Below are 26067 nucleotides of genomic sequence, written 5' to 3'. Positions count from 1 at the left end.
GTCACCGGGCGAGGATCAGGCTGGCATTGCTGCCGCCAAAAGCAAACGAATTGCTCATCACGTGTTGCGTGCCGCCATTGCGCGGCAGGAAGCGTTCGCTTTCGACCAGATCCAGCGCAGGCAACGCGGAATCGGCTTCGCCGTCCCACAGATGACGCGGCAACGGCACGTCGTCGCGGGCGAGCGTCAGCCATGCAAAGCCGAGTTCGGTCGCGCCCGCCGCGCCGAGTTGATGCCCGGTCAACGGCTTGGTGCCGCTGGTCGCCACGCCGTCCGGGAACACGCGCGCCATCAGCTTCGCTTCCATGTCGTCGTTCTTGCGCGTCGCGGTCGCGTGCAGATTCACGTACGCCACCGCCGAAGCGCCAATGCCCGCGTCGGCGAGCGCTTCCCGCAACGCGAGTTCGCCGCCCGCGCCTTCCGGGTCCGGCGACGAAATGTGATACGCGTCGCTCGATTCGCCGACGCCCGCGAGCCTCACCGCCGCTTCATCGCGACTCAGCAGAAAAACCGCCGCCCCTTCGCCGACATTGATCCCGCAACGATTCGCGCTCATCGGATTCGTGCGTGCACTGCTGGTCGATTCGAGCGATGCGAATCCCTGCACCGTCAACTCGCACAACGAATCGACGCCGCCCACCACGACCGCGTCGCACAGTTGCAATTGCAGCAACCGTCGCGCGGACGCGAATGCTTTGGCGCTCGATGTACACGCGGTCGATATCGTGAAAGCGGGCCCCCGCACGCCAAGCGCGGCGGCGGCGAACGGCGCGGCGGTGCCGATTTCCATTTGCCGGTAGTCGAAGTTTCCGGGCAATCGGCCGGCTTGCGCCTGAAGCGTCAACGCGGCTTCCGCAGCCTGAATGCCAGAAGTGCTGGTGCCGAGCACGACACCGATGCGGTCTGCGCCGTAACGTTCGCGCGCGGCATCGATGGCGGGTGCGATCTGTGCGAGCGCCGCCAGCAGCAGGCGATTGTTGCGGCAATCGTAGTGCGCCAGCGCCGCGGACGGCGCGAGATCCAGCGGCGTGAGCACACTGCCCACATACGCGTCGCCGGTTCGGGTACGCACGGCCCCCATGCCTGGCGAACGCGCGGCCGCGAGCGCGTGAACGATCTCGCCGACATCGGCGCCAAGCGCATTGATCATGCCGAGCGCATGTAGATAAACCGACGGCGCTTTCATCGCCCTCTCCTTGATTCCACCGGCATGCCGATCGGCGCAAGCAGCACCGACACGGCGATACCGAGCGCGAGCGTCGTGCCGAAACTCTTCAGCGCGGGCATCTCGCTCATGCCGAGCATGCCGAACGACAGCAGCGTGGTCGCCGCCGACAACAGCACGCCGGTCCACACCGCGCCGAGATCGGCGCGTGCACGCAGACAGCCTTCGCGCAGAAACACCGCGTAGTTCGCGCCGACGCCGAGCACGAGCATCAGCGCGAGCCAGTTGAACAGATTGAGCGGCATGCCGAGGTAGCCGAACACCGCGAGCGTGACGCCGACCGCGAGCAGCACCGGCAGCGTCGTGGTGATGCCGCCGCGCAAACGGTCCGCGAGCGACGCGTTCTTCGATGCGTAGCGCAAGGTCAGCAGCAGCAACACGAGCGCGAGCGCGCCGCCGAGCCACCAACCGCTATCGACGCGATATTCGCCGAACAGCTTCGACACGCTGGCGGCCTTGTCGACGAACGTGACGCCCGGCAATGCCTGCGCGAGCGCGATCAGCGCGGGCGTGTTGTGCGGCGTCACCCCTTGCGGAATCACGACAGCCGCATACGACTTCGTGATCGAGCCGACCTGGCCGAGCCACAAATGGCGATACGGTTGCGACCACGGCGCGGCCAGCCATCGCCCGATGCTGAGCGGCGGCTGCGGTTGCGCGTACGCGGCGAGCCACGCATCGGCGACATCGTCCTTGAAGCCCGCACGCAGCAGCGTCGCGCGCAACGCGGCGGGGTCGCCGAACACATGCTCCGCGAGCAGCTCGCGGTCGCGGCCCTGCTGTTGCGCGGACGGCACGAACTGCGCGACCGACTGATAGCCGCTCAGCCGCTCAGGCGTGCTGTTCAACGCGTCAAGTTTTGCGCCCAGCGCTTCGGCCCGTTGCAGCACGGCTTCCGCCGTGTCGCCGCGCACCACGAAAAACTGCGCGCTGTTGTCGACGCCCACCGCTTCGCGCACCTTGTCTTCCTGCGCGACGAGCGACGGATCGCGCTGGATCAGCAGATGGATATCGTCGTCGCTGGTCAGCCGCAGCCAGCCAGGAGTCGCCGCGAGCAGCAGCACGGCGGCGACGAGCCACGCGCGCTTTCCGCCGATCACGCGATGCCAGCGCATCAGCAGATGCGCCGAGCGGGCGAACAGACGGCGCGGGCTGCGCGTCGGCGCGCGCGTCAGCAATGCGGGCAGCAGCCACAGCACCGAGGCGAACGCGGTCGAGATGCCGACCATCGCGAAACAGGCGATCTGCTTGAGCGCGGGGAACGGCACCCACAACAGGATCGCGTAGCCGAGCAGGCTCGTCATCAACGCGACGCCCAGCGCGGGACGGACGGTTCTCGCACCGTGCCGCGCGTCCCAGTCGCGCCGCGCGCCGAGATAGACGACGAAGTACTGAATCGAATAATCGACCGCTTCGCCGATCAGGCTCGCGCCGAACACCAGTGTCAGCAGATGCAGCTTGCCGAATACCAGCAGCGTCACCGCGAGTGCGAAAACGATGCCGAGCGCCGTCGATACGAAACCGAGCAACAACAGACGCGGCGAGCGGAACACCGACATCAGCAGCAGCGCAATCCCGCACAACGAGGCAATGCCGATCAGATGCACCTCGCGCTCCGATGCGCTGCGCGCCGACTCCGCGTAAAACACCGCGCCGGCTCGCGCAATCGACACGTCGGGGAAGGCTGCGTGCAATGCGCGTTCGCCGTCGCCGACGGCGGCGTGAACCGCGCGTTGAGTGCCGGTTTCGTACGCCGAACCGCGCAGCGTGGAGACGATCAGCACGCTGGTCGCCGCGCCGCGATGCGCAACCAGCAGGTTGTCCTCGACGTCGAGATTCGACGTGGCGAGCGGCAAGCCGCCGAGCCAGTGTTCGAGCCAGCCGAACGGATCGTCGGCGAGCGGCGTGGTCAGGCCGCCGCGCAACGGGTTGTAGAGACGTTGCGCGAGCGTGTCGCCGAGCGTCGCGGACGAGCCGCCTGCGGCGAGCGCCGCGCGGTCGTCGGCCGACAGCAGGCCGAAGCGATACGGCATGTATAAATCGGCGATTTTGGCGAGATCGAATGGCGGTAATTCCGCCGTCACCGAGCTGAACGCGCCGCTGTTGCGCAACGATGCGCCGAGTTGCTTCGCCGCCGCTTTCGCGTGCGCGTCGTCGTTGCTGGTGACGAGCAGCACGGTGCGATCGCCCAGCGCGCTCGCCAGCGTCTCGACCGCTTTTTCGGCGACGGGGTCGGCTTCGGTCTCGGGCAGCAGTGCGAGCAGGTTGGTCTGCAACGGCGACGCTTCGGTGAAACGCCAGCCGCAATACGCTGCGGCGCTCAGCGCGAGCAGCAGCCATACAACGAGTACGCCCCAACTCTGCACCGCGGACCGCTGACGCGGCTCGCTGCGTAAATCCCGCGCGCCCATCAAGGCGCTCCGAGCAGGCTGCGCTCAGCCGGCGCAGGTTCGGCAACGGCCACGCTGTTGATGAAGTCGAGCTTCGTCACGTCGCCGTTCGCGAGCGTGATGCGCAGGCTTTGCAGATAATCGCCGCCGTCCATCTCGAGACTTTTGATGGCCTGGGCGATCTGCGGCTGGTTCGGCGTGAGCCGCATGCGCCATTGCGCCGGCGAGCCATCGGCCCGCACGTCGAATTGAGAGTACAGCGCCGACAGATCGCCGCCGAGCATCGCGCGCATCATTTTCGACACCTGCGCGACGCCGCGCGCGCCTTGCGCGCTGCGAGTGCTCACGCGTTGGCCGGCGGCGTTCAACTGCGTGACGCCTGCGTCGGTGATGACGTAGGTGGCTTTGTACGGTGTGTCGATCTGCCAGATCGCGCCGCGTTCGCGAAAGAACAGCAACGCGCCGCTGCTGACGAGCGGCTGCTTCATCGCGGCCAGCGTCTGCGTCTGCGTGAATTGCGCACGAATGCCCTTCGCCTGCGCGAGATGAGCCGCGATCTGCGACACCAGCGCGGGGTTCCCGGCGGTTACGGTCGATGCCGATGCCGATGCCGATGCCGATGCCGATGCCAATGCCGATGCCGATGCCGATGCCGATGCCGATGCCGATGCCGATGCCGATGCCGATGCCGACAACGGTAACGCCGCCGCGCCAGCCAGCGCGATCACGAGCACCATCGCCGCGCGCCGCCCATTCACCGTTGCCATACACGCTCCAGCTTGTCGAATACGATGGGCGGCGAGACGAATTGCAGCTCCTGAGTCGCGGCATCGACCGCGACCTGGATCGTGTAACCCTTCGTCAAACGCGTACCCGTTTCGCAATCGACAATTTCATAGCCTATTTTCAGGCGGTTTTCGTGTTCGAGCAGTTGCGTGCGCACGTCGAGCTTCTGACCGTACACGGCCGGCCGCACGTACTTGAGATGCACCTCGACGATCGGCCACACATAGCCCGACGCCTGCATCTCGCGATAGTCGTAGTCGAACGCGCGCAGCAGCGCCGCGCGGCCAATCTCGAAGTACTTCAGGTAATTGCCGTGCCAGCACACGTTCATCGCGTCGACATCGTGGAAGGCCACTTCCACCGGTGCGCTCGCACTCAGCACATTTGACGTCGCGTTCATGCGCGTGCTCCTTTGCGATAGTCGTCGAGCAGTTCGCACGCGGCGATACGCGAAGTCAGCGCGCGCAGGTCGCGTTCCAGCGCGCGGTCTTCGTCGACAAACGGCGACTGCGCGGCCACCCGGTCGATGAATGCCCGCAGCGGCGCGGGCACCGGCGTCGCGCTGTCGATTCGCAACCGCAGCTGCGCGGCCTGCACCGTGGCCAGCGTATGCGCGGCCGCCACCTGCTCAGTCAACTCCAGCACACGCAGACAATCGCGCGCGGCGATCGTGCCCATGCTCACCTTGTCCTGGTTGTGCGACTCGGTCGAGCGCGAAAACACGCTCGCGGGCATGGTGTTTTTCAACGCCTCGGCGGTCCATGCGGACGACGAAATCTGCACCGCCTTGAAGCCATGATTGATCGGCGCGCGCGCAGGCGCGGCACCCGACAGGTTGCGCGGCAAACCGTTGTTGAAGTTCACGTCGACCAGCAGCGCCAGTTGCCGGTCCATCAGATCGGCGAGATTGGCGACCGCGACTTTCAGCGCGTCCATCGCGAACGCAATGTGGCCGCCGTAGAAGTTGCCGCCGTGCAGCACGCGTTCGTTGTCCGGGTCGATCAGCGGGTTGTCGTTCGCGCTGTTCAATTCGTTTTCGACGTCGCGGCGCACGCACGTCAGCGCATCGCGCGCGACCCCGATCACGTGCGGCGCGCAGCGAATCGAATAGCGATCCTGCAGACGATGCCCCGGCGTATCGTCGCGACCGGCGAGATCGTCGCGAATCCATCCGGCCGCTTCGGCCTGGCCTGCGTGCGGCTTCACGTCGAACAAGGTTGCGTCGAAGTGCGCGGCGCGGCCGTCGAGCGCGACGGTCGACAGCGCCGTCAGACGCGCGGCCAACCGTGTCAGATGATCGGCGCGGGCAAACGCGAGGCACGCGAGGCCGGTCATGACCGCCGTGCCGTTCATCAGCGCGAGACCTTCTTTCGGTGCAAGCGACAGCGGCGCGATGCCGAGTTCGGCCCACACGTCGCGCACGTTGCGCAACGCACCGTCGAACTTCACATCGCGCTCGCCGGCGAGTGCGGCGGCGACATAAGACAGCGGCGTCAGATCGCCGCTCGCCCCCACCGAGCCTTCAGACGGAATTTGCGGCAGCACGCGATGATTGATCAGATCGGCCAGCCGTTCGAGCAACACCGGACGCACGCCCGAGAAACCATAGGCGAGCGAGTTGAGCCGCGCCGCGATCACCGCGAGCGTTTGTGCGTCGTCGAGATACTGACCCATTCCGCAGCCGTGATAACGCGTGAGTTGCAGCGGCAATGCTTCGACCAGTTCCATCGGCACATCGACCACGCACGCGTCGCCGTAGCCGGTATTGACGCCGTACACCGTTGCGCCCGCCGCGAGATGACGGCGCAAAAAATCTGCGCCGCGCTGAATCCGCGCGCGCCATTCGGGATCGGTGTTCAACGCGACCGGTGTGCGCTGCTGCGCAATCGCGACGACCTCTTCGATCGTCAGCTTGCGCGCGCCGAATACGATGGTGGTGCTGTGTGCATCCAGGTTTGCGTGTGCAGCATGCACGTCGATCAGATCATGTTCGGCCATTCGCGCCTCGTTTGGGGCTGGCCCAGAAATCGAAAAAGTTGAACCATTGATAGGGTGCCTTGCGGCAATAGTGTTCGAGGCGTCCCGCGTATCGCTGCGCCCACGTCGCCAGATGGCTGGCGCGCTCGCGGCGCGGCAACTCGATGCGCTCGGCGAACGGCTCGAAATACAGCTTGTAGCCGTCACGCTCTTTCAGACAGAAGAACAGATAAACCGGACAGCCCAACGCGTGCGCGAGCACGTACGGGCCTTGTGCGAACGGCGCCGTCGCGCCGAGGAACTGCGCGTCGGTGGTGCGGCCGGCTTCGTGCGCGGGCACCCGGTCGCCGACGATCACCAGCAGCTCGCCGGCATCGACGCGCTGCTGCATCAGCATCGCGGTCTCAGGACCGAAGTCGCTGACTTCGAGCAGATGTCGCCTGAATTCGCTATTCGCCGACGCCAGCACGCTATTGAAGCGCCGCGCATGCCCCGTATAGACGACCGCCGTGACCTTCGCGTGCGCGCCTTGCGCGGCGAGTGCGCGGGTCATCTCCAGATTGCCGAGATGCGCGCCGATCACGAGCGCGCCCTTGCCGCTCGCCACGAGCGAATCGAATGCCGAACGGTCTTCGAACGTCACGTCGCCGTCATGGACCCGCCCGGACCACGCGGCGAGTTTGTCGAAGCCCGATTGCGCGAACGCCAGCATGTGCCGGTAGGCGGACCACCAGCCGGGACGCGGAGTCCCGTCCTGCGCGCTGGCCGCGCCGAGATGCCGGAAGTAGTTGCCGGACGCCTCGCGTGCGGCACGGTCCGTCAGCAGAAAATACGCGACGACCGGATGCAGCCAGAGCGCCGTGAAGCGCCGGCCAAACAGCTTGCAGCTGAGCGCGAGCAGCGCCATGCCGAGATGGCTGCCGCGTTCCGCGATTCGCCACCAGTCCTGCGCACCGGGGTCATGTCGCGGATGCGCGTCGTCGGCAGGCAAGCCGCGGCGCGGCATCAGCTTGTGCGCGAGCAGCATCGGCAACCGCGCCAGCATCCCGCACACAAGCCGCGTGTGGCTGCGGCTGATACGCACGTTGTCCCACAGCACGTCGAAATGCGACACGCCGTCGGCGGCGTAAGTGACGCGCGTCGGAATCGAACGGAACGCTGCGCGCCGCCAGTGCAGGCGCACCAGAATCTCGATGTCGAAGTCCATGCGCGTGGGTAACTGCACCCGGTCGATCAACTCGCAAGCCAGCGCCAGCGGATAAAGGCGAAAGCCGCACATCGAATCGCGGATCGTCAGCGAAAGCGTTTCGATCCACACCCACACGTGCGTCAGATAGCGGCCATAGAGACGCGCTTTCGGCACGCTCTCGTCGTAGACCGGCCGGCCGAGGATCACCGCCGCCGGTTCGGCGCGCGACGCATCGATGAAACGCGGTACGTCGGCGGCATCGTGCTGGCCGTCGGCGTCGATCTGCAACGCGTGCGTGTAGCCCGCGCCGCGAGCCGCGCGCAACCCGGCCATCACCGCCGCGCCCTTGCCGCCGTTCAGCGGCAGACGCAGCAGCACGAACTGCCCGGCGTACTGATGTGCGAGCGCGGCGAGCACCTGCTGGGTCGCGTCGTCGCTGCCGTCGTCGACGACGACAATCGGCAGGCCGTGAACCGCCAGATGAGCGACGGTCGCGCCGATCGCGTCCTTGTGGTTGTAAATCGGAATGACGATGCAAGGAGCGAACTTCATCACACGGGCTCCCGGTAGACGATCACGCCCGACGCACATTCGCGGCCGTCGACGCGATATACGAACTGCACGCGACGACGCGCGGCATCGTGAGCGAGCGTGAGTTTCAGCACGGCTCCCGGCGCGACGGGGGCCATGAACTTCAGCCGGTCGACCGACGCGACCGCGCGAACGTCCGGCAGATGATCGGCCGCGAGACGCACGGCCCAGTCGACCTGAATCACGCCAGGAAGAATCGGCAGTCCCGGAAAGTGACCGGCGAAATGCACGAGCGAAGGCGGCACGCGCAACTCGTAGTACAGCGTGTCGCCGCTACGCGCTTCAGCCAGCACTTCCATGCCTTCGGCGCGCGCCGCGAATGCCGCCGCGACCGCGCTGGCCGGCAGCTTGCCACGCGCGTCGAATGGCAACGTGAGCCGGAAGCGCCACTGACGCGGCAGCACGACGACATCGAAGAAACCGGCGAGGTGCCGCCGCAAGCCGCGCGCGAACAGCACACGGCCTTCGTCCCGCAACGCTTCGCAGCCCGCTTCGGTCAGCGCCACCAGCGCGCCCACCTGTTCGCGCGATCCGCGTTCGAGCGGCACGACCGCCGCTTGCGCAACATAGGGATGCAGCGCGAGGCGCGTTTCCAGTTCGGTCAGCGACACGCGCTTGCCGCCGAGCTTCAGCACGCGGTCGAGCCGGCCTTGCAGCCGGAAGCGGCCCTCGTCGTCGCAGGCAATCTGATCGTCGGTGCGATACCAGTCGGCGTGACCGAGATGCGGCGAACTCACGCTCAACGCGCCGTCGTCGTCGCGACGCACGTCGATACCGGTCAACGGTTGCCACGCATCGGTCTGATCCTGCCGCCGCCACGCGATACCGCCAGTCTCCGTGCTGCCGTAGATTTCGACCGGCGCGGCGCCGTAACTCGCGGCGTATTGCAACGCGGCGTCGTACGCGAGCGGGCCGCCCGATGAAAAGAACACACGCGGCGCGGGCGTCAACGCGGCGAAGCCTGGCAACGCGGGCCAACGCGACAGTTGCGCAGGCGTCGATACGACGACGCTCGCTCGCCCATTCCCCTGCCCGATCCGGCTTTGCAGATGCAACGGTTCGAGACTGGTCGAGCGGTCGAATGCACGTCCCGCAGCAAGCGGCCAGAGCACGCGAAACAGCAGGCCGTAAATATGGTGATGCGGCACGCTCGCGAGTATCGTCGCGTCGCCGACCAGCGCACCCCACTGCTTCTCCAGCGTATGCACTTCGGCGTTGAACTGCGCAAGGGTCTTGCGGATCGGCTTCGGACTGCCGCTGCTGCCCGAGGTGTACAGCGTCAGCGGAGCTTGCGGGTCGATCGCGTAAGCGCGCGCCGCAATCTCGTCCGTACTCAGGTGCTGTGCAATGGACGCCACGTCCGCATCGGTCAGCATCGCTTCGTAGGCGTGTGCGAGGTCCGCGAGATAACCCGGCGTAGCATTGGCCGGGATTACCGGTTCCTTGCCGCACGCGAGCAGTGCGAACAACGCGCACGCAAAATCGAACGGATCGTCGATACACAGCGCGTAGCGTTGCGCAGGCTGGCTTTGCAGCAGCGCGATCAGCGCAGCGACACGCGCGCGGAATACGGCACGGCCCAGCAAGGCATGGCCGTCGAAACAAACAGGGGTATCGGGCAAACCGGCGTCGCCGGTTGCCGACAACAGATCGTGCAGATCGATCACGGCGCCTCCGAACGCGCCGCTCGCGGCAACACCACAAGATAACGCCAGATAATTTCAGCCACGAGCAACACGCCAATCAGCCCGTAGGCAATCACGCCGTTGTACAAAGCCCAGCTTGCGCGGCTCCAGTACAACGCGGTGTAAGCGGAAAACACGCCGTTCGCTATAAAGAACGCGCACCAGACCTGCGTCACGCGACGCGTATGGCGCACGCCCGCCGGCGGCAGATTGGGATTGCCGAGCCGCGCGAACTTTTCGACCATCGACGGGCCGCGCACGAGGGTCGCGCCAAATGCGATCAGCAAACCGAGATTGACGAGCGACGGATACAGCCGTAACAACGCCTCGCTGCTCGTTACAACGATCGCCGCCGACGCCACGCTCAGAAGACCGGCCACGGTCCAGTCGACCGTTGACAGGCGCCGTAGCGAAGCCGCCACGGGTCCGCTGCCGACCCAACGCTGCAGCCACAGCAGCGCAAACAGCACGCAGCCGACGAGGCGCGGCGCGTCCCAGCGCCACGCGCACAGGATCAGCACCGGATACGCGAGCTTCAGCAGCACCTGCACGACAGCATTGCCCCAATGACGCCGCTTGCCGGACACGCCCCCGGACCCGGGCGCGCCCGCCTCCGGTTCGCCCGCCGGCATTCGTGAGCGCACTGCCGCCATCAGTCCTGAGCCGCGAGCAGGGATTCGACCGCAGCGATCACGTCGCCGACCGTGCGTACCGATTTGAACTCTTCCGGCTTGATGCGGCGGCCGGTCATTTCCTGCAATTTGATCGCGAGATCGACGGCGTCGATGCTGTCGAGATCGAGGTCTTCGAACAGATGGGCCTCGGGCGTGACACGCTCGGGTTCGATGGCGAAGTTTTCTTCGAAAATCGCGCGGATGCGTTCAAGGATCTCGGTATCGGACATGGTTATTCCCCGTTTTCTTTTGTGGTTTCGTTCACAGCCTGCGCCGCTTCGCGCTGACTCTCGACCAGCGCGGCCAGCGTGCTGATCGAGCGGAAATGTTCGCGCGTGCGTTCGTCGTTGGCTGCGATGGTCAGTTGATATTGTTTGCGCAGCACGATGCCGATCTCGAGCGCGTCGATCGAATCGAGGCCGATGCCGTCGGTGTCGAACAACGGCGCATCGTCGTCGATATCGGCCGGGCTCAGGTCTTCGAGATCGAGGGCTTCGATCAGGAGCTGCTTAATTTCGAGTTTTAAAGAATCCATAGTCGAACAGGTGCTGGGTAATGTGGGCTTCGACAGCGTTCGTCACGCTGCGCGCCGCGAGAGCCGGAGTGGTGTCATGCTCGACGAATTGCCCGATGCCGAGCGGCTCGAGCACGTTCACGCGCATCCGGAATGCACGCGCGGGCACGTCGTACCAGCGCATCTGCTTGGTAAAAACTGGCGGATCGCAGTCGATCAGCACCGGCACGATCGGCGTACCGACCTTCAGCGCCATATGCGCGAAGCCGCGCGAGAACGCATGCAGGCGGTTCGGCGCGGGGCTGCGGGTGCCCTCGGGAAAAATGATCATCGTGTAACCGGCGGCCAGTTGCTGCGCGCCGGCCTCGATCAGCTGCGAAGGGTCCGCATTGCTGATGTATTCCGCCGAGCGCACGATCCCCCAGAAACAGGGGTTGCTCCAGTGCGCGTTCTTGACGACGCAACAGGCGCGCGGCGTGAGCGAAAGCAGCACCATCACGTCGAGATAGGTTGGATGGTTTGCGACCACAATCGACGGACCGCGGGCACGCAGCGCTTTTGCACCCGCCACGTCGAGTTCCATCACGCCGGCGCAGCGCAACACGGCAACCAGCGCGCGGAAAAACCAGTGGATCACGCCCGCCACCGCGCGCTGGCGCGACGCTCGATGCGGCCACGCCCACGCAAGCGGAAACACCAGCATCGAAAACAGCACGCCGCAGATGCCGAACACGATCAGCGCCATCGCGGTCGCGAAGAGGCGCCACAGGTAGTCAAACCGCGCGGTCATGCCAGGTCCAATGCCAGAGGGCGTCAGCACTTCGCCAGCACGCGGGCTGACGGGTGTTCAGACAGTGCAGCAATGCCTCCGCCTGAGTGGCGAAGTGCGTGTGCTGGTCGATGGGATGGGTGTCGTCCGCGTGGCGCACAGAACATTCGATGTCACCGGTCGCCCCTTCCTGATCCAGCAGGATGGCCAGCGCGCCTGCTGCGGCGGCGCCTTCGATTGGGCCGTATGCCGGATCGGCCGGCTCATCGGCATAGACGAGCAATACCGGCGAGCCCGGTTGCGTCGTGTATTGCGCGTGCGCTTCCAGCAACGCATAGCCAAGCGTTTGCGGCCCCGCCGACATGGCACTCGCTGCGCAGCGATCGCCGCGAGCAATGCCGAATATGCCCGTCATCGCGTTCAGCACCGACAGGCTGAATGCCGTCGGCGATACCGGCTCGGCCGCAGTCATGCTGTGCAGAATCTCGGTGGTGCGGCGCAATTCGCCGTGACGCGAAGCGAATACGACGCGCGCGGGTTCCTGTGCGACGCAATCGTGCGCGACCTTTAACGCGGCTTTGGACAGCGTGCTCAGCCGACGCCGCACCATTGGCTCGATAAAGCCAATCGCGGGAGCGACAGATGCGGTTGCCGGCCAGCTAGACCAACGACCGACTGGAATGGTCCAGTTCAGATCGGGCATTTGGATGTGTGCGTGGAAACGGAGAGAAGCCCTGGCGGGTGACGGAATCAGCAGCCGTCACGTCGTGCGACGCGGAAGTCTTCAGGGGGCAATCCAGTGTTGTCCAGTCTTGTTATAAGGAGCTCAACGAATTAACGGCAGCTGGCTGGAATTATTTAGACCGATTGTGTTTGATCGGGCCTGTTTGCTCAGCGGGCCGAATCATACTGAATATTTGAGGTTAAATCAGCCGTCTAGAGTTATCTCTTTATAAACGTGTCGTCAGCGCTACGTTTTATGCAAAACAAGATAGACGCGTAAATATGCAATCTGAATCGTTTGCGCGAATGGTGGAATGAGTGGAACGTGTTCGCGATTCAGGATGACGACTGTTTGGTCCATCGTCCGCCGGGCAAACGCTTGCCCGGCATCGCGGCGCTTCTGTTCGCGATGCCGGGCGCGCAGGCTTGCTTTGGGATTGGAGTTTGACGGGTCTTCACGCTATGTCCTTAGCGCGCTTATCGTTATCTTGATCCATAAAAATGGCCCGGCAGAAACACCTGCCGGGCCTTTTTCCTGTTGCGCCGTAGCGCGTATTGATCAGCGGATCAGAGGCACCACTCTACTGCGCGGCATTCGCTCCCGACGCCGCGGCCGGAGCCGAAGCCGGCACCGCACCCGCCGCCGCCATTTCATTCGCCGGTGCAGGGCCACCGCCCGTACCCAACGGAATCTTCACCGTATGCACCGCGCCGTTGCCGAGCGGGAAATCGGCGAACGCACTGCGCGCCAGATACGGCATCGCCCTGACCAGTGACGACTCCGCGCCGGAATTGCGCGCGGTCACGTTATAAACCTCCTTGCCGCTGACACGCTCAGTAATGCGCACGCCCAGCAGGTGCGTGAAGATCGGATAGCTCTGATTCACGTAAGCGGTCGGAAACGGCCCCCACGGACCCCACGGGTCGAACGGCCGTCCCCAGTAAGGCGACGGCCACGGGTTGTAGTACACCGGCTCCGCAACCGTCACCATGTCCGAGCGGATGCCATAAGACAGCCCGACCAGATACCGCGCCTGATCGCTGTCGACTTCGCGGAACGAGTGCACCGCCAGTTCACCCGCGACGATGCGCTCGTACGTGCTGAGTTCGAGATTGCTCTGCTGACCCGGCGCCCGCGTGAATGCAAAGGTGCGGTTCGCGTCGCCGCTCGTCCAGTCGGAGAATGCGGTGACCTGGGTGGTCACGTACGTCGTGCAGCCGGACAGCAGCACCGTCAACGTCGCCAGCAGCAGCGTCGCGCGACGGGTCCATCGATTGATATTCATGGTCTACCTCGTAAGGCCTTGAGTTTGCTTCTGGATTGTGCGCATTGCGCCCGTCATCACCCGATTTCAACGACGCGCCGGCCTTTTTTATTCCACCTGCGCGTCGATCGTTATTCCACGCGCGCGCCGATATTACGCTGACCTGGCGAGCCGGTAAAAAGTTCGCTCCGCACGATTCCCGGAGGCTTTGTACAATGGCTCGACAAGCCCGGCTCACGTGCCCTTGCGCGCCTGACCGCTCGAGTTCCTACCCTACAGAATGCCATGGCCGATACCGCAACGCCCAATGTGATCCGCCGCGCCGATTACGCGCCGCCCGCCTTCCTGATCGACACCGTCGCCCTCGAGTTCGATCTGGTCCCCGACCGTACGGTTGTCAGGAATACGATGCGCGTGCGCCGCAATCCGGACGCATCGCGCGCGCTGCATCTGGAGCTGATGGGCGAACAGCTGGAGCTCGTCAGCGCCGAGATCGACGGCCAGCCGTTCGCGAACGCGCATGCGCACGACCACGGCCTGCTGCTCGACAACGTGCCGGATAACTTCGAACTGACGCTCACCAGCATCTGCAATCCGGCCGCGAATACCACGCTGTCCGGCCTGTATGTGTCGGGCGGCAACTTCTTTACCCAGTGCGAAGCCGAGGGCTTTCGCCGCATCACCTACTTCCTCGACCGGCCGGACGTGATGGCGACCTTCACGGTCACGCTGCGCGCGAGCAAGGCCGATTACCCGGTGCTGCTGTCGAACGGCAATCTGCTCGAAGAAGGCGAACTGCCGGACGGCCGCCACTTCGCGCGCTGGGAAGACCCGTTCCGCAAACCGAGTTATCTGTTCGCGCTGGTCGCGGGCAAGCTGGTCGCGCTCGAAGAACGCGTGAAGAGCGGCTCGGGCAAGGAAAAGCTGTTGCAGGTGTGGGTCGAGCCGCACGATCTCGACAAGACCCGTCACGCGATGGACTCGCTGATCAACTCGATCCGCTGGGACGAAGAACGTTTCGGGCTCGAACTCGATCTGGACCGCTTCATGATCGTCGCGGTGAGCGACTTCAACATGGGCGCGATGGAAAACAAGGGGCTCAACATCTTCAACACGAAGTACGTGCTGGCGAACCCCGAAACCGCGACCGACACCGACTTCGCGAACATCGAGGCGGTGGTCGGCCACGAGTATTTCCACAACTGGACCGGCAACCGCGTGACCTGCCGCGACTGGTTCCAGCTAAGCCTGAAAGAAGGCCTGACGGTGTTCCGCGACCAGGAGTTCTCGGCGGACATGGCGGGCGGCGCCACCGACGAAGCTGCCCGCGCCACCAAGCGTATCGAAGACGTGCGCGTGCTGCGCCAGATGCAGTTCGCCGAAGACGCGGGTCCGATGGCGCACCCGGTGCGTCCGGAAAGCTACGTCGAGATCAACAACTTCTACACGATGACGGTCTACGAGAAAGGCTCGGAAGTCGTGCGGATGTATCAGACGCTGTTCGGCCGCGACGGCTTCCGCAAGGGCATGGACCTGTACTTCAAGCGGCACGACGGCCAGGCAGTGACCTGCGACGATTTCCGTCACGCGCTCGCCGACGCAAACGGCCGCGATCTCGCGCAATTCGAGCGCTGGTACAGCCAGGCCGGCACGCCGCGCGTGTCCGTGCGTACCCGTTACGACGCCGCGCAGCGGCGCTACAGCGTGACGCTGCGCCAGGGTTACGGCGATGCCGCACCGGCCGCCCGCGAAACGCAAAAGGGTCCGCTGCTGATTCCGTTCGCGATCGGCCTGATCGGCAAGGACGGTCTGGATCTGCCACTGCAACTGGAAGGCGAAGCGAAGGCGTCGGCGGCGACCACGCGCGTGCTGGAGTTCACGCAGACCGAACAGACCTTCACGTTCGTCAACGTCGCGCAGGAACCGCTGCCGTCGCTGCTGCGCAATTTCTCGGCACCGGTGATCGTCGAGTACGACTATTCGGCCGATCAACTCGCGTTCCTGCTCGCGCATGACAGCGATCCGTTCAACCGCTGGGAAGCCGGTCAGCGCCTCGCCACGCGCGAGTTGCTGACGCTGGCCGAGCGCGCTGCTACGGGCGCTGCGCTGCAACTCGACGACTCGGTGGTGGCCGCGTTCGCGCGTGTGCTCACCGACGAATCGTTGTCGCCGTCGTTCCGCGAACTCGCGTTGATGCTGCCTTCCGAAGCGTATCTGGCCGAGCAGATGGGCGAATCGAATCCGGCCGCCGTGCACGCGGCTCGCCAGTTCGTGCGCAAACGTCTCGCCAACGCGCTCAAGAACGACTGGCTGAAGGTGTACGAACAGCACCGCACGCCGGGCGCGTACGAAGCAACGCCCGAAGCTTCCGGCCATCGCGCGCTGAAAAATCTCGCGCTCTCGTATCTCGCGGAACTGGACGATCCGGCCGAAGCCGTGCGCCTCGCGTCCGCGCAATACGACGCCGCGAACAACATGACCGACCGTGCAGCAGCGCTCTCCGCGCTGCTCAATGCGGCCGCAGCCAAGGGCGGCAGCGCCGAGGCGCAGCAGGCACTGGACGATTTCTACCAGCGCTTCGAAAAGGAACCGCTCGTGATCGACAAGTGGTTCGCGCTGCAGGCCACGCAGCGCGGCAGCGCGCAGCGTCCGGTGATCGATATCGTGCGCAAGCTGATGGCGCATCCGGCGTTCAATCTGAAAAATCCGAATCGCGCACGCTCGCTGATTTTCAGCTTCTGCGCGGCGAATCCGGCGCAATTCCACGCTGAAGATGGCTCGGGTTATGCGTTCTGGGCCGATCAGGTGATTGCGCTCGATGCGATCAATCCGCAAGTGGCTGCACGACTCGCCCGCTCGCTCGAATTGTGGCGCCGCTTCACGCCGGCTTTGCGCGACGGCATGCGCGCGGCGCTGGAGAAAGTGGCCGCGCAGGTGAAATCGCGCGACGTGCGCGAAATCGTCGAGAAGGCGCTGGCGTAAAGCCTTCTACAAATAGCAGTCGCTTCGAAAGGCCGGCACGGGTTGCCGGCTTTTTTTTCGTCCCGAAGTCGTGAATATCGCTGCGCGCGCAACCTGCACAACGGCTGCGCGTTAGCCATCTGGCCGACTATTCGAACCACGCAGCGGGCGATGGAGCATCCGCATCAATGCGCCGCAAAGCCTGAGCGGCGGGCGCAATTTTGCCGTGCCATGCTGAGCACGGAGCCATCGTCACGTGAGGTTCGTACTCAAAAGCACGGGCCCGACACACGCAGCGGTTAAAATCGACTCATTCCTCTAGCCTTCCCGGAGTACAGCAATGGCTTTGCAACGTCGTACCACTCTCTCGAAGTACCTGATCGAACAGCAGCGCGAGACCAATAACCTGCCGGCCGACCTGCGCCTGCTGATCGAAGTCGTCGCGCGTGCGTGCAAGGCGATCAGCTATCACGTCAGCAAGGGCGCACTCGGCGACGCGCTCGGCACGGCGGGTAGCGAGAATGTCCAGGGTGAAGTGCAGAAGAAGCTCGACATTCTGTCGAACGAAATCCTGCTCGAAGCGAACGAATGGGGCGGCAACCTGGCCGGCATGGCGTCCGAGGAAATGGAACAGTTCTTCCCGATCCCAGCGAACTATCCGAAGGGCGAATACCTGCTGGTGTTCGATCCGCTCGACGGCTCGTCGAACATCGACGTCAACGTGTCGATCGGCACGATCTTCTCGGTGCTGCGCTGCCCGGACGGCCAGCAGCCCACCGAGCAATCGTTCCTGCAACCCGGCACGCAGCAGGTTGCAGCGGGTTATGCGGTGTATGGTCCGCAAACCGTGCTCGTGCTGACCACCGGCAACGGCGTGAACTGCTTCACGCTCGACCGCGAACTCGGCTCGTGGGTGCTCACGCAAAGCGACATGCGCATTCCGGTCGAAACGCGTGAGTACGCGATCAACGCGTCGAACGAGCGCCACTGGTATCCGCCGGTCGAGCAATACGTCGACGAACTGAAGGCAGGCAAGGAAGGCGCGCGTCAGAGCGATTTCAACATGCGCTGGATCGCCTCGATGGTCGCCGACGTGCATCGCATTCTGAATCGCGGCGGCATCTTCATGTATCCCGCCGACAAGCGCACGCCGGACAAGCCGGGCAAGCTGCGTCTGATGTACGAGGCGAATCCGATGGCATTTATCGTCGAGCAGGCAGGCGGTGCTGCGACCAACGGCGAAAAACGTATTCTCGACATCCAGCCGAAGAGCCTGCACGAGCGTGTTGCGGTCTTCCTTGGCTCGAAGAATGAGGTCGATCGCGTGACCCGATATCACCTCGAAGCAAAAAAATGAAAAAAGTGAGCGAGAGGGGCTTGCCAAGCCGGTAAAGAAGTCCCTATAATCTCGTTTCTCCTGATGCCGGAATAGCTCAGACGGTAGAGCAGCGCATTCGTAATGCGAAGGTCGGGGGTTCGATTCCTCTTTCCGGCACCACAAGATTCAAGCGAAAAGCCCAGTCCTCGTGACTGGGCTTTTTGCTTTTCTGCTTCGGATTGCACGGGGAAGTTCTATGCTGTTTTTCCCGAGGCACGTCACGCCAACAACAGCACTCTCTGTCGAGCCCCACCGAGGCAAAGCGTCGGCCGGAAACTTCAAACTTTCACGCGCAGCGACAGCACCCATCAACACGCATGCCCTGATACTCGCGCCGCACGAGGCCGGACACGGCCAGCGAAACGCAGACCGCCCCACTCAACCCTGGCGGTCAAACCGATCGTAGGCCAGCGTCATCACGAGATTGCGGGCCACGACTGACTCTTCTCCCACCATCGGCTTAGGTCGAGGCGCGGAATACTCAGCAATCGCTTCTCGCGGCGCCGACGAAAACCACGAAATCCGGCCCGCACATTCAATTCCGACCTGACGTCCTTTCCAATAGACGGCGTTTTCCATAGCAATCTCCGTGAGCGGCGAAATTGACATCTTGGCCTCGCGCGCAGCGCCTGTTAGTTAGCCAAAGCACGTAACGCGACAGATCACCGCTTCCAGCTTAGGTGGCAATTACCTTGCCGACCTGTTTGTCATCCATTGACGAGGTTTTGGCATAAAACCACGAGCACCCTCTTTCGCTCCAATTCAAAACAAACTCACAAGTTAGTTAATTCGCGCTAAAAATCTTTAAAAAGTGTTCGGACCCGTCAACGAATTCTGCAAATGGATCGTTTACGAAAGAATCGCGGCCGAAACTCATCAACCGAGCTGAACGGTAAATAACGAACATTCAGTCAGTTATGAGGGAAATTCTGCCGATGCCGCATTGCACCAATAGCACCATGATTTATTCACATGAAAGATGTGATGCGCATGGGGTTTGAGCAACACGGATCAATTGACTGGATAGCCCACGGGGCAAGGCTGGGAAGGAAACAGCGAGGGAATTGAAGCGATTTGATTTGCCCGGAAGAAAACCGCGCAGCTGCAGCAAGACGATAAATTTTATTCAAACACTCTGTTGAAGTGTTGCCTTGTGCCGTTAAAGCAACAGAGAAGATACGACGCACATCGGACACTGGTGCGAAGTGGGGACTGAGGCCGATAATCAGTTTGTAAAGGAGAAAGATCATGGATGCCAAACCAACGAAGATTCCGACCCCGGATAAAGTCTTTTGCCCGGATCCGGAACCCGCTGGCGTCGAGTTTCTGGGTGCCGAACTGCCGGAGCACGTTCGCGCATTTTTCGACGAACAACGTAAATCGTGTGATTCGAAGTAATTGCGCGGTGGCGCGATGCAGCATCGCGGTCCGTACGTCGAGCGTGCGGTGACTGTACGCGCCCTATTGCGCAGTTTTACGTCCACATCATGACGCTGAATCGGCTCGTCTGATTCCAGCAATCCTTTGGCGCGCACTCGCGCTTCTGATTTTGCTCGGCTGAAAACCGCCGTGCCGCTGACGCCCCCTCTGCCAACTTTCGTTTAACTAAAACGTTCTGACGGCCGGCATCATTTATCCTTCCTGTTTTCGTCTGCGGTCGCCCCCGGCCTCCCTCAATCTCCATGAACCGATCGTTTCGCCTCGGCGCATCATGCGCGCTCGCGTTAGCCGCCTGTGTTGCACTCGCGCCCGCCCCCGCTGTCGCCGATGGCGACGACACCGCGCTCACCAATCTGATCGCACTGGCTTCGCAGCGCCTCGCGCTCGCGGAACCGGTGGCTCGCTGGAAATGGGCCAACCATCAGGCGATCACCGATACACCGCGCGAAAATGCGCTGCTCGCCGATGTGGAAAAACGCGCCGTGGCCGCCAATGTCGATCCAGCTTTCGCGCGAGCGTTCTTCCAGGACCAGATCGACGCCAGCAAGGACGTACAGAATGCGCTCTTTGCCACATGGCGCAACGGGCAGCCCCCGCAAGGACCCGCTCCCGACCTCGCCACCAGCACCCGCCCGCAACTGGACCGGCTGACGCAATCCCTCGTCGCCGGCCTCGCGCGCGTGCAGCCGATTCGCGCGACGGAAGATTGTCCGTCGCGTGTCGCTCAATCGCTTGCTAGCTGGAAATCGCTGACGCGTTACGACTCGACTCATTCGAGCGCGTTGAACCACGCGTTGGGGCACGTCTGCGAAACGGGTGGTGTCGGCGCGACCGGTTGATCCCAGCTGCGCATGAAACGAAGCGGCGCGGCGTTTGGGGCGAATTACTTGCCTCAAACGCCGCGCCCCGAATTGAAAAAATTGCGTCGGCCTTAAACCGGCGACGACAATCAGTCGAGACTCGACAACGCCGGTGCGACACTCGTCACGCTAAGCGGCATCACGCGCAGTCCGCGCGCCAGATGACTCTGCAAGAGCCGATACGTCGATAGTTCGAACGGCCCCGCGATACTCGTCGCGTGCAACTCGGTCGCCTGATCCAGCGACGACGCGTGCCCCACGTACCGCCAACGGTCGACGACATGGAAAGTCCGTGCCTGCGACGCCTCCTCTCGCTCCTCGAAAACGATCGGTCCCTGGAACGGCCACGGCGCATCGGTGGGATCGCTCTTGGCGACACGCGGCACCCGGTTATGGCCAGGACGCAACGTCGCGATCCACTGCGCCTCGACCAGCATCGCGCCCAATTCGCCACCGGTCGCACGCCACTCGACCCGCCGCACCTGCTGCGCCAGCCGGATGTCCTTCGACGAACGCCGCTCGCCGGTCAGATGCGAACGTAGCCGCTGCCGCACGCGCACACTTCGCCCGACATACAGCGGCGCGTCCTCCTCGCCATAAAACGCATAGACGCCGCAGCCCGCCGGCGCGGTGTCGAGCAGATCTTCCGTGATATCGCCGGCAAGCCGGTAACGCCGTGTGGTGCGCTCGATTTGCGCGCGCAACACGTCGATCGGCACGAGACCATGCAGACGTTGCCAGAATTGCCAGATCAGATCGGCGTCGGCCAGTGCGCGGTGGCGGTCAGACGGCACGAGCGCATGACGCTCCATCAGCGCGTCCAGTCCGTGACGTTTTTCAGCAGGAAACAGCGCACGCGACAGACGTACGGTGCAGAGCACGTCAGGATCGAACGCGATCCCGGCGCGGCGAAATTCGCCACGCAGAAAACCCCGGTCGAAGCTGGCGTTGTGCGCAATGAACAGCTTGCCGTTCAGTCGCTCGAACAATGCGGGCGCGATGGCCTCGAACGTGGGCGCGCCGCGCACCATTGCATTCGTGATGCCGGTGAGTTGCTGGATAAACGACGGGATGGGCTGCTGCGGGTCGACCAGGCTACTCCAGCGCGACACACCGGCCGGCCCTACTTCGACGACACCGACTTCGGTGATGCGATGCTCGCTGGTGGAACCGCCAGTGGTTTCGAGATCGACGAAGACAATAGGTACATCCAGGGCCGGTTCCGGCAAAAGCTGTTCAGACATGAAAGGGATACTTTAGACGCGTGACTTGGCAGCAAGTATGCACCAGTTGGCCACGGCTTACCCGGATTACATAGCTCTGAGCGGTGAGATTGATGCACGAAACCGGTATTGGCGGGCGACTCACCGTTCGCCAGTTAATCGGGTTTTATTATCTTTTGGCGCAGGCAGATAAAATCTGGACAAAATCGGTTTGTGCGATTTGTTTTTCAACCAGAGGATTTCAGGTTGGATAATCGCGCAAGCCACTTTTAACGAAAGCCTGCGGGAAAAAATAAAGCTCTCGCCTTGTAGAAAGAGCTTCCTCACACCCTGCTCGTACCTCACCCGCGTGCGGCTTCGCGCTTTGACTGCGGCTGAATGTTCACTGCCTGCTTGCTCCTGGAACTGGCCCTAAGGTCTAAGGAAACGCGCTGACGTTCCTTGCGCGATTTAAAGCTTTCCGCCCGAATTCCCAAGAAGTGCGCGAACAGGTCGTCGTCGCCCCGAATCGGATGCAATGAAGCCAAAGTCCTTAGCATCGTTGCACTACTTGACGATAACCGGTTCCATTTCCAATTATCCCTTGATGATCTATCAAAATCGGGGGCGTCATCAGGCCAGATAATTCTTTTGCTTTGCTTTATGATCTATGGAGACTCGACGGCTTAAACACACCGGAATAGGCAACTAAAACTTTGCTTCATCATTATATGGAGATCCGATAATCTCCTTCAACTGAATTTCAATCTTCACCTAGCAGACTTGATGCCAATGTAATGCGACTCGCGCCCTAAAATAATATTAACTAACTGGCGAATACCACCCAGGTCGTTGTTACTTGAATTGCTTTAGTTCACGCCGAGTGACGGAAATAATTTCGGCCATTCCAATAAAATGTAACAAAATATGTTTTTAGTAAGTGTTTTTCCGACTGGTGACGCCGCATTCACGTCGGCATGATTGGAAGCGTAATGGTAGTAACGAGTATGAGGAGATTGCCATGCTGCTTACCGAAATTCGCCGCCTCGTCACCTGGCTCACTCAATCGCACACGAAGACGGCTGCCTCCAGCGCTTCGTCAACTGCGGAAACATCGTCTGCTTTCGAATTCGATCCGATGTGGCACGGGGATCATTGGCAAAACCTGCTGTCGTCGCCAATGGACGCGCGTCGCTACGTGATGGAAGACTGGAGTCTCCCCGCATCGGAAGACTGGACCGATGTCGACGGCACAGCGCCCGCGCACTGACGTTCGTCACTGACGCCAAAAATGGACCAAAAAAAAGCGCGACGATGAAGTCGCGCTGACAAAGGTTTGGAGATCTTTTTCGTCAACGAAAAAGTCTGCTTCGAAAAGCAGAACTTTCAGTATAGCCGCCCGGCGAAATTCCATTATTCACACAATTAACAAGCATCTATTGCAGCATTAACAACAATCGCCTTTTTGATTTAATTGCGTTGCTTTTTCGCATCGGTTAGTGTCGCAAATGAGCAACGCGCCTCAAATCTCCTCTGCTTTTCTTTCCTTCAAAATCGCTGCACGCCTTTATTTATAAGGGCCGCGCGGATTTTATCCATAATTTCCAATCACGTAATACTTTATTGCGGAAATCGGAATGCCCGTTTCGCGGAGTGTCTCTTTACACTCTGCTTAACCGGAAACCGACGCGCTTACTGATCGGCGCGATTCAAATACGAGTCCATCTCTCGCGAGCACCCGCCTCAAGGTTTCCCAAAGCCAGGTTCAGTATCTCTATCGTTCTCGGAGTTACGAAATGAAGAAGACACTCATGGTCGCGGCCCTTGCGGGCGTTTTTGCATCCGCTGCGCAGGCTCAAAGCAGCGTGACGCTATACGGCCTGATCGACGCCGGCATCACTTACACAAATAATCAGCAAGGCCACAGCAACTGGCAGATGACTAGCGGCCAGGTCAACGGCAGCCGGTTCGGTCTGCGTGGTTCTGAAGATCTGGGCGGCGGCCTGAAAGCGATCTTCACGTTGGAAAACGGCTTCAGCATCGCTAACGGCACCCTCGGGCAAAACGGTCGCCTGTTCGGGCGGCAAGCGTTTGTCGGGCTGTCGAGTTCCGATTTCGGCTCTGTGACCCTCGGTCGCCAATATGACAGCATGGTCGACTACGTCGGCCCGCTGACGCTGACAGGCACACAATACGGCGGCACGCAGTTCGCGCACCCGTTCGACAACGACAACCTGAACAACTCGTTCCGCATCAATAACTCGGTCAAATATCAGAGCGCTAACTATGGCGGCCTCCAGTTCGGCGCGTTGTATGGCTTCTCGAATCAGGCCGACGGCTTTGCCAACAACCGCGCGTACAGTGCGGGCGTGTCGTACAACTGGGGCGGCCTGAACCTCGCCGGCGCTTACATGCAACTGAACAGCAACGGCGCCGCCAGCGCTGCGGCGGCGTTCAACTCGGGTGGTGCGGTCAACGGCGACAACACGTTCTTCGCCGGCCGCCAGCAAACGTGGGGCGCGGGCGCGAACTACGCGATTGGGCCGGCTACTCTCGGCCTCGTCTATTCGCAGACGAACCTGGGCAGCCTCGTAGGCATCGGCGCGGGGGCGTCGGGTGAATCGGGCGGGATTGGCTTTCCCAGCAACAGCGCGCGCTTCCAGAATTTTGAAGCCAACGCGCGCTACTCTTTGACGCCAGCGGTCAGCATCGCGGGCGCCTACACCTATACCCGCGGAAGCCTGGCCGGCACGAGTCCGCACTGGAACCAGTTCAATCTGCAAACGGCCTACGCGCTGTCCAAGCGGACGGACGTGTATCTGCAAGGCGTTTATCAGCAAACCAACGAGGGCGCGATTGTCGACGCCAATATCAATGGCCTCGGCTCCGCGTCGAGCAGCAACAAACAGATTGCCGTGACTGCAGGTCTGCGTCACCGCTTCTAAAAACCCGCGAGACAACTCGCCGGGTCGAAGGCGCCGTCCGCGGCGCCTTTTTTAATGTCGCGTCGCACAATTCGAGGAGGAGACAAAGATGAACCGGCTGTCAGACGTCGAATGGGCGTGCATTCAACACCTGTTTTCGCAACCGGGCGCGCAAAAGGCCACCGGCCGACCGGCCGCCGACTCGCGCGCTGTCATCGATGCCATTCTGTGGATCGAGCGTACCGGCGAGCGGTGGATGTACCTGCCCACGCACTTTCCGCCGCAGCAGACCTGCTATGCGAGGTATTTGACCTGGAAGCGCAATGGCGTGCTGGAGCAGGTGCGCGCGCTGTTGGCGGAATCACCGGCAGGCGCTGGAGAGCACCCTGCTCTGCGCAAAGAATCCGATCTGATCGAGACGGTTTGATTGGTGTGGGTTTTGCGTTTTCCCCGCACGATACGCTCGATGCGCGGACGCCCTTCAGCCGCCCGGATCAGGCGGCGGATATTTGACGTCGATGATATCGATCGGCTGCGGGCCGGCCGGCGTGTACAACGTCACTGTGTCGCCGACCTTTGCTTTTAGCAACGCGCGCGCAATCGGCGAAATCCAGCTCACGTAGCCAATATCCAGATCGACCTCGTCGACACCGACGATCGTCACCGTACGGTCCTCGCCGTCTTCGGTCGAATAGTCCACGGTCGCGCCGAAGAAAACCTGATCGATATTCTCCTGTTTGCTGCTGTCGACAATCTCGGCAAGGTCGAGCCGCTTGGTCAGAAAGCGGATTCGCCGGTCAATTTCGCGCAAACGGCGTTTGCCATAGATGTAATCGCCGTTTTCCGAGCGGTCGCCGTTCGACGCCGCCCACGACACGAGCCTCACCACTTCCGGCCGCTCGACGTCGATCAGATGCAACAGCTCATCACGCATGCGTCGATAGCCGGCCGGCGTGATGTAGTTCTTGGTACCCGCAGGGATTTCCGGCTGGGCGACGTCGAGATCGTCGTCATTCTCTTCACTCGACTCTTTGACAAAGGCCTTGTTCATGATGATCCAGATGGTGCTGATGGTGCATTGACAGCGGCAAACGACTGCCTATCAAGGGTACACGATCAGGGCCTTGAGACAAATCGCAGTTACAGGCTTCCATTTTCCAAAACCATTGGCTATAATCTCGTTTCTGTGTGCGGCTGTAGCTCAGTTGGATAGAGTACTTGGCTACGAACCAAGGGGTCGTGGGTTCGAATCCTGCCAGCCGCACCAACTAATTTGAGGGTTTTCTTCCAGAAAGTCCTCGGCATCACCCAAGTTTCATTGCAGTAATGCATTTCCGTTTTGCGTGCGGCTGTAGCTCAGTTGGATAGAGTACTTGGCTACGAACCAAGGGGTCGTGGGTTCGAATCCTGCCAGCCGCACCACCTATGAAGGGCCTTCCGATCGGAAGGCCCTTTGTTTTTTGTCCGACGCTTTTGCACATGCCATTAGCAGAGGAAGCGCGTTGCCCTATCGC

General features: G+C 62.2%; 23 protein-coding genes and 3 tRNA genes. 10 read left to right on the top strand and 16 right to left on the bottom strand.

Annotated elements, in window-relative coordinates:
• Position 1 precedes the first annotated feature (1 nt).
• The 13 genes from ABH945_RS02110 to ABH945_RS02050 all read right to left on the bottom strand — a co-directional run bounded on the left by ABH945_RS02110 (position 2) and on the right by ABH945_RS02050 (position 13809).
• Positions 2-1186, bottom strand: coding sequence for a beta-ketoacyl-[acyl-carrier-protein] synthase family protein (locus ABH945_RS02110; RefSeq protein WP_429249569.1), 1185 nt, complete (start codon positions 1184-1186; stop codon positions 2-4).
• Positions 1183-3636 (bottom strand): MMPL family transporter, encoded by a 2454-nt coding sequence (locus ABH945_RS02105; RefSeq protein WP_429249568.1) that lies wholly within the window; start codon positions 3634-3636, stop codon positions 1183-1185. The genes ABH945_RS02110 and ABH945_RS02105 overlap by 4 nt, the downstream gene beginning before the upstream one ends.
• Positions 3636-4382 carry a LolA family protein gene (locus ABH945_RS02100; RefSeq protein WP_429249567.1) on the bottom strand — a complete coding sequence of 249 codons (747 nt, stop codon included), beginning with the start codon at positions 4380-4382 and terminating at the stop codon, positions 3636-3638. Before ABH945_RS02100 ends, ABH945_RS02105 begins: the two co-directional genes overlap by 1 nt.
• Positions 4370-4801, bottom strand: a complete 432-nt coding sequence (locus ABH945_RS02095; RefSeq protein WP_074765187.1) for an acyl-CoA thioesterase — start codon at positions 4799-4801, stop codon at positions 4370-4372. The genes ABH945_RS02100 and ABH945_RS02095 overlap by 13 nt, the downstream gene beginning before the upstream one ends.
• Positions 4798-6399 carry an HAL/PAL/TAL family ammonia-lyase gene (locus ABH945_RS02090; RefSeq protein WP_429249566.1) on the bottom strand — a complete coding sequence of 534 codons (1602 nt, stop codon included), beginning with the start codon at positions 6397-6399 and terminating at the stop codon, positions 4798-4800. The genes ABH945_RS02095 and ABH945_RS02090 overlap by 4 nt, the downstream gene beginning before the upstream one ends.
• Entirely contained in the window at positions 6386-8119 is a 1734-nt protein-coding gene (locus ABH945_RS02085; RefSeq protein WP_429249565.1) for a glycosyltransferase family 2 protein, read from the bottom strand. Before ABH945_RS02085 ends, ABH945_RS02090 begins: the two co-directional genes overlap by 14 nt.
• Positions 8119-9825 (bottom strand): AMP-binding protein, encoded by a 1707-nt coding sequence (locus ABH945_RS02080; RefSeq protein ID WP_429249564.1) that lies wholly within the window; start codon positions 9823-9825, stop codon positions 8119-8121. Before ABH945_RS02080 ends, ABH945_RS02085 begins: the two co-directional genes overlap by 1 nt.
• Positions 9822-10496: a hypothetical protein gene (locus tag ABH945_RS02075; protein ID WP_429249563.1), complete on the bottom strand. Its 675-nt coding sequence runs from the start codon at positions 10494-10496 to the stop codon at positions 9822-9824. The genes ABH945_RS02080 and ABH945_RS02075 overlap by 4 nt, the downstream gene beginning before the upstream one ends.
• Positions 10496-10747 carry an acyl carrier protein gene (locus ABH945_RS02070; protein WP_074765198.1) on the bottom strand — a complete coding sequence of 84 codons (252 nt, stop codon included), beginning with the start codon at positions 10745-10747 and terminating at the stop codon, positions 10496-10498. The genes ABH945_RS02075 and ABH945_RS02070 overlap by 1 nt, the downstream gene beginning before the upstream one ends.
• A 2-nt stretch (positions 10748-10749) precedes the next feature.
• The gene (locus ABH945_RS02065; protein ID WP_074765200.1) at positions 10750-11052 is read right to left on the bottom strand and encodes a phosphopantetheine-binding protein; all 303 of its coding nucleotides are present in this window, start codon (positions 11050-11052) and stop codon (positions 10750-10752) included.
• Positions 11027-11821 (bottom strand): lysophospholipid acyltransferase family protein, encoded by a 795-nt coding sequence (locus ABH945_RS02060; protein ID WP_429249562.1) that lies wholly within the window; start codon positions 11819-11821, stop codon positions 11027-11029. The genes ABH945_RS02065 and ABH945_RS02060 overlap by 26 nt, the downstream gene beginning before the upstream one ends.
• Positions 11805-12503: a beta-ketoacyl synthase chain length factor gene (locus ABH945_RS02055; RefSeq protein ID WP_429249561.1), complete on the bottom strand. Its 699-nt coding sequence runs from the start codon at positions 12501-12503 to the stop codon at positions 11805-11807. Before ABH945_RS02055 ends, ABH945_RS02060 begins: the two co-directional genes overlap by 17 nt.
• A 601-nt stretch (positions 12504-13104) precedes the next feature.
• A complete protein-coding gene (locus ABH945_RS02050; protein WP_429249560.1) occupies positions 13105-13809 on the bottom strand; it encodes a DUF4136 domain-containing protein in 705 nt (234 codons plus the stop codon).
• Positions 13810-14073: 264 nt separating this feature from the next.
• On the opposite strand from ABH945_RS02050, the gene pepN reads away from it, so the two are divergent.
• From pepN to ABH945_RS02035, 3 genes are all read left to right on the top strand, one after another.
• The gene (pepN, locus tag ABH945_RS02045; RefSeq protein ID WP_429249559.1) at positions 14074-16770 is read left to right on the top strand and encodes an aminopeptidase N; all 2697 of its coding nucleotides are present in this window, start codon (positions 14074-14076) and stop codon (positions 16768-16770) included.
• 319 nt (positions 16771-17089) lie between these two features.
• A complete protein-coding gene (locus ABH945_RS02040; protein ID WP_074765211.1) occupies positions 17090-18106 on the top strand; it encodes a class 1 fructose-bisphosphatase in 1017 nt (338 codons plus the stop codon).
• A 65-nt stretch (positions 18107-18171) separates the two neighbouring features.
• Positions 18172-18247, top strand: a tRNA-Thr gene (locus ABH945_RS02035).
• Positions 18248-18505: 258 nt separating this feature from the next.
• On the opposite strand, the gene ABH945_RS02030 is transcribed toward ABH945_RS02035, so the two are convergent.
• Entirely contained in the window at positions 18506-18706 is a 201-nt protein-coding gene (locus tag ABH945_RS02030) for a hypothetical protein (RefSeq protein WP_429249558.1), read from the bottom strand.
• A gap of 669 nt (positions 18707-19375) precedes the next feature.
• Here ABH945_RS02030 and ABH945_RS02025 point away from each other — a divergent pair.
• Entirely contained in the window at positions 19376-19525 is a 150-nt protein-coding gene (locus ABH945_RS02025) for a hypothetical protein (RefSeq protein WP_042321669.1), read from the top strand.
• A gap of 284 nt (positions 19526-19809) precedes the next feature.
• A complete protein-coding gene (locus ABH945_RS02020) occupies positions 19810-20406 on the top strand; it encodes a chorismate mutase (RefSeq protein ID WP_074765215.1) in 597 nt (198 codons plus the stop codon).
• Between the two features lie 110 nt (positions 20407-20516).
• Here the strand turns inward: ABH945_RS02020 and ABH945_RS02015 are convergent, their stop codons facing one another.
• Positions 20517-21671, bottom strand: a complete 1155-nt coding sequence (locus ABH945_RS02015; RefSeq protein ID WP_074765217.1) for an exonuclease domain-containing protein — start codon at positions 21669-21671, stop codon at positions 20517-20519.
• A 979-nt stretch (positions 21672-22650) separates the two neighbouring features.
• On the opposite strand from ABH945_RS02015, the gene ABH945_RS02010 reads away from it, so the two are divergent.
• The 3 genes from ABH945_RS02010 (at position 22651) to ABH945_RS02000 (ending at position 24980) form a co-directional block, all read left to right on the top strand.
• A complete protein-coding gene (locus ABH945_RS02010) occupies positions 22651-22899 on the top strand; it encodes a hypothetical protein (RefSeq protein ID WP_429249557.1) in 249 nt (82 codons plus the stop codon).
• 526 nt (positions 22900-23425) lie between these two features.
• Positions 23426-24574, top strand: coding sequence for a porin (locus tag ABH945_RS02005; RefSeq protein ID WP_074765221.1), 1149 nt, complete (start codon positions 23426-23428; stop codon positions 24572-24574).
• An 88-nt stretch (positions 24575-24662) separates the two neighbouring features.
• A complete protein-coding gene (locus tag ABH945_RS02000) occupies positions 24663-24980 on the top strand; it encodes a transposase (protein ID WP_429249556.1) in 318 nt (105 codons plus the stop codon).
• Positions 24981-25034: 54 nt separating this feature from the next.
• Here ABH945_RS02000 and greB read toward each other — a convergent pair whose 3' ends face one another.
• A complete protein-coding gene (greB, locus tag ABH945_RS01995; protein WP_074765226.1) occupies positions 25035-25604 on the bottom strand; it encodes a transcription elongation factor GreB in 570 nt (189 codons plus the stop codon).
• 139 nt (positions 25605-25743) lie between these two features.
• Between greB and ABH945_RS01990 the strand changes: the two genes are divergently transcribed.
• Positions 25744-25820, top strand: a tRNA-Arg gene (locus tag ABH945_RS01990).
• A 78-nt stretch (positions 25821-25898) separates the two neighbouring features.
• Positions 25899-25975, top strand: a tRNA-Arg gene (locus ABH945_RS01985).
• Positions 25976-26067: the final 92 nt, after the last annotated feature.

The sequence above is a fragment of the Paraburkholderia sp. GAS333 genome (assembly GCF_050435665.1).
GTDB classification, from domain to species: Bacteria; Pseudomonadota; Gammaproteobacteria; order Burkholderiales; family Burkholderiaceae; genus Paraburkholderia; species Paraburkholderia fungorum_A.
The sequence above is the reverse complement of the archived record's forward strand: the minus strand, read 5'-3'. Positions and strand labels throughout refer to the sequence as shown.

What these genes read in the sequence shown, in the direction of transcription:
- ABH945_RS02065 (WP_074765200.1), bottom strand. Translation starts at nt 11,052, where the DNA reads ATGGATTCTTTAAAACTCGAAATTAAGCAGCTCCTGATCGAAGCCCTC.
- ABH945_RS02100 (WP_429249567.1), bottom strand. Translation starts at nt 4,382, where the DNA reads ATGGCAACGGTGAATGGGCGGCGCGCGGCGATGGTGCTCGTGATCGCG.
- ABH945_RS02055 (WP_429249561.1), bottom strand. Translation starts at nt 12,503, where the DNA reads ATGCCCGATCTGAACTGGACCATTCCAGTCGGTCGTTGGTCTAGCTGG.
- ABH945_RS02005 (WP_074765221.1), top strand. Translation starts at nt 23,426, where the DNA reads ATGAAGAAGACACTCATGGTCGCGGCCCTTGCGGGCGTTTTTGCATCC.
- ABH945_RS02110 (WP_429249569.1), bottom strand. Translation starts at nt 1,186, where the DNA reads ATGAAAGCGCCGTCGGTTTATCTACATGCGCTCGGCATGATCAATGCG.
- ABH945_RS02020 (WP_074765215.1), top strand. Translation starts at nt 19,810, where the DNA reads ATGAACCGATCGTTTCGCCTCGGCGCATCATGCGCGCTCGCGTTAGCC.
- ABH945_RS02075 (WP_429249563.1), bottom strand. Translation starts at nt 10,496, where the DNA reads ATGGCGGCAGTGCGCTCACGAATGCCGGCGGGCGAACCGGAGGCGGGC.
- ABH945_RS02025 (WP_042321669.1), top strand. Translation starts at nt 19,376, where the DNA reads ATGGATGCCAAACCAACGAAGATTCCGACCCCGGATAAAGTCTTTTGC.
- ABH945_RS02105 (WP_429249568.1), bottom strand. Translation starts at nt 3,636, where the DNA reads ATGGGCGCGCGGGATTTACGCAGCGAGCCGCGTCAGCGGTCCGCGGTG.
- ABH945_RS02070 (WP_074765198.1), bottom strand. Translation starts at nt 10,747, where the DNA reads ATGTCCGATACCGAGATCCTTGAACGCATCCGCGCGATTTTCGAAGAA.
- ABH945_RS02000 (WP_429249556.1), top strand. Translation starts at nt 24,663, where the DNA reads ATGAACCGGCTGTCAGACGTCGAATGGGCGTGCATTCAACACCTGTTT.
- ABH945_RS02085 (WP_429249565.1), bottom strand. Translation starts at nt 8,119, where the DNA reads ATGAAGTTCGCTCCTTGCATCGTCATTCCGATTTACAACCACAAGGAC.
- ABH945_RS02095 (WP_074765187.1), bottom strand. Translation starts at nt 4,801, where the DNA reads ATGAACGCGACGTCAAATGTGCTGAGTGCGAGCGCACCGGTGGAAGTG.
- ABH945_RS02090 (WP_429249566.1), bottom strand. Translation starts at nt 6,399, where the DNA reads ATGGCCGAACATGATCTGATCGACGTGCATGCTGCACACGCAAACCTG.
- ABH945_RS02060 (WP_429249562.1), bottom strand. Translation starts at nt 11,821, where the DNA reads ATGACCGCGCGGTTTGACTACCTGTGGCGCCTCTTCGCGACCGCGATG.
- ABH945_RS02010 (WP_429249557.1), top strand. Translation starts at nt 22,651, where the DNA reads ATGCTGCTTACCGAAATTCGCCGCCTCGTCACCTGGCTCACTCAATCG.
- greB (WP_074765226.1), bottom strand. Translation starts at nt 25,604, where the DNA reads ATGAACAAGGCCTTTGTCAAAGAGTCGAGTGAAGAGAATGACGACGAT.
- ABH945_RS02015 (WP_074765217.1), bottom strand. Translation starts at nt 21,671, where the DNA reads ATGTCTGAACAGCTTTTGCCGGAACCGGCCCTGGATGTACCTATTGTC.
- ABH945_RS02040 (WP_074765211.1), top strand. Translation starts at nt 17,090, where the DNA reads ATGGCTTTGCAACGTCGTACCACTCTCTCGAAGTACCTGATCGAACAG.
- pepN (WP_429249559.1), top strand. Translation starts at nt 14,074, where the DNA reads ATGGCCGATACCGCAACGCCCAATGTGATCCGCCGCGCCGATTACGCG.
- ABH945_RS02030 (WP_429249558.1), bottom strand. Translation starts at nt 18,706, where the DNA reads ATGGAAAACGCCGTCTATTGGAAAGGACGTCAGGTCGGAATTGAATGT.
- ABH945_RS02050 (WP_429249560.1), bottom strand. Translation starts at nt 13,809, where the DNA reads ATGAATATCAATCGATGGACCCGTCGCGCGACGCTGCTGCTGGCGACG.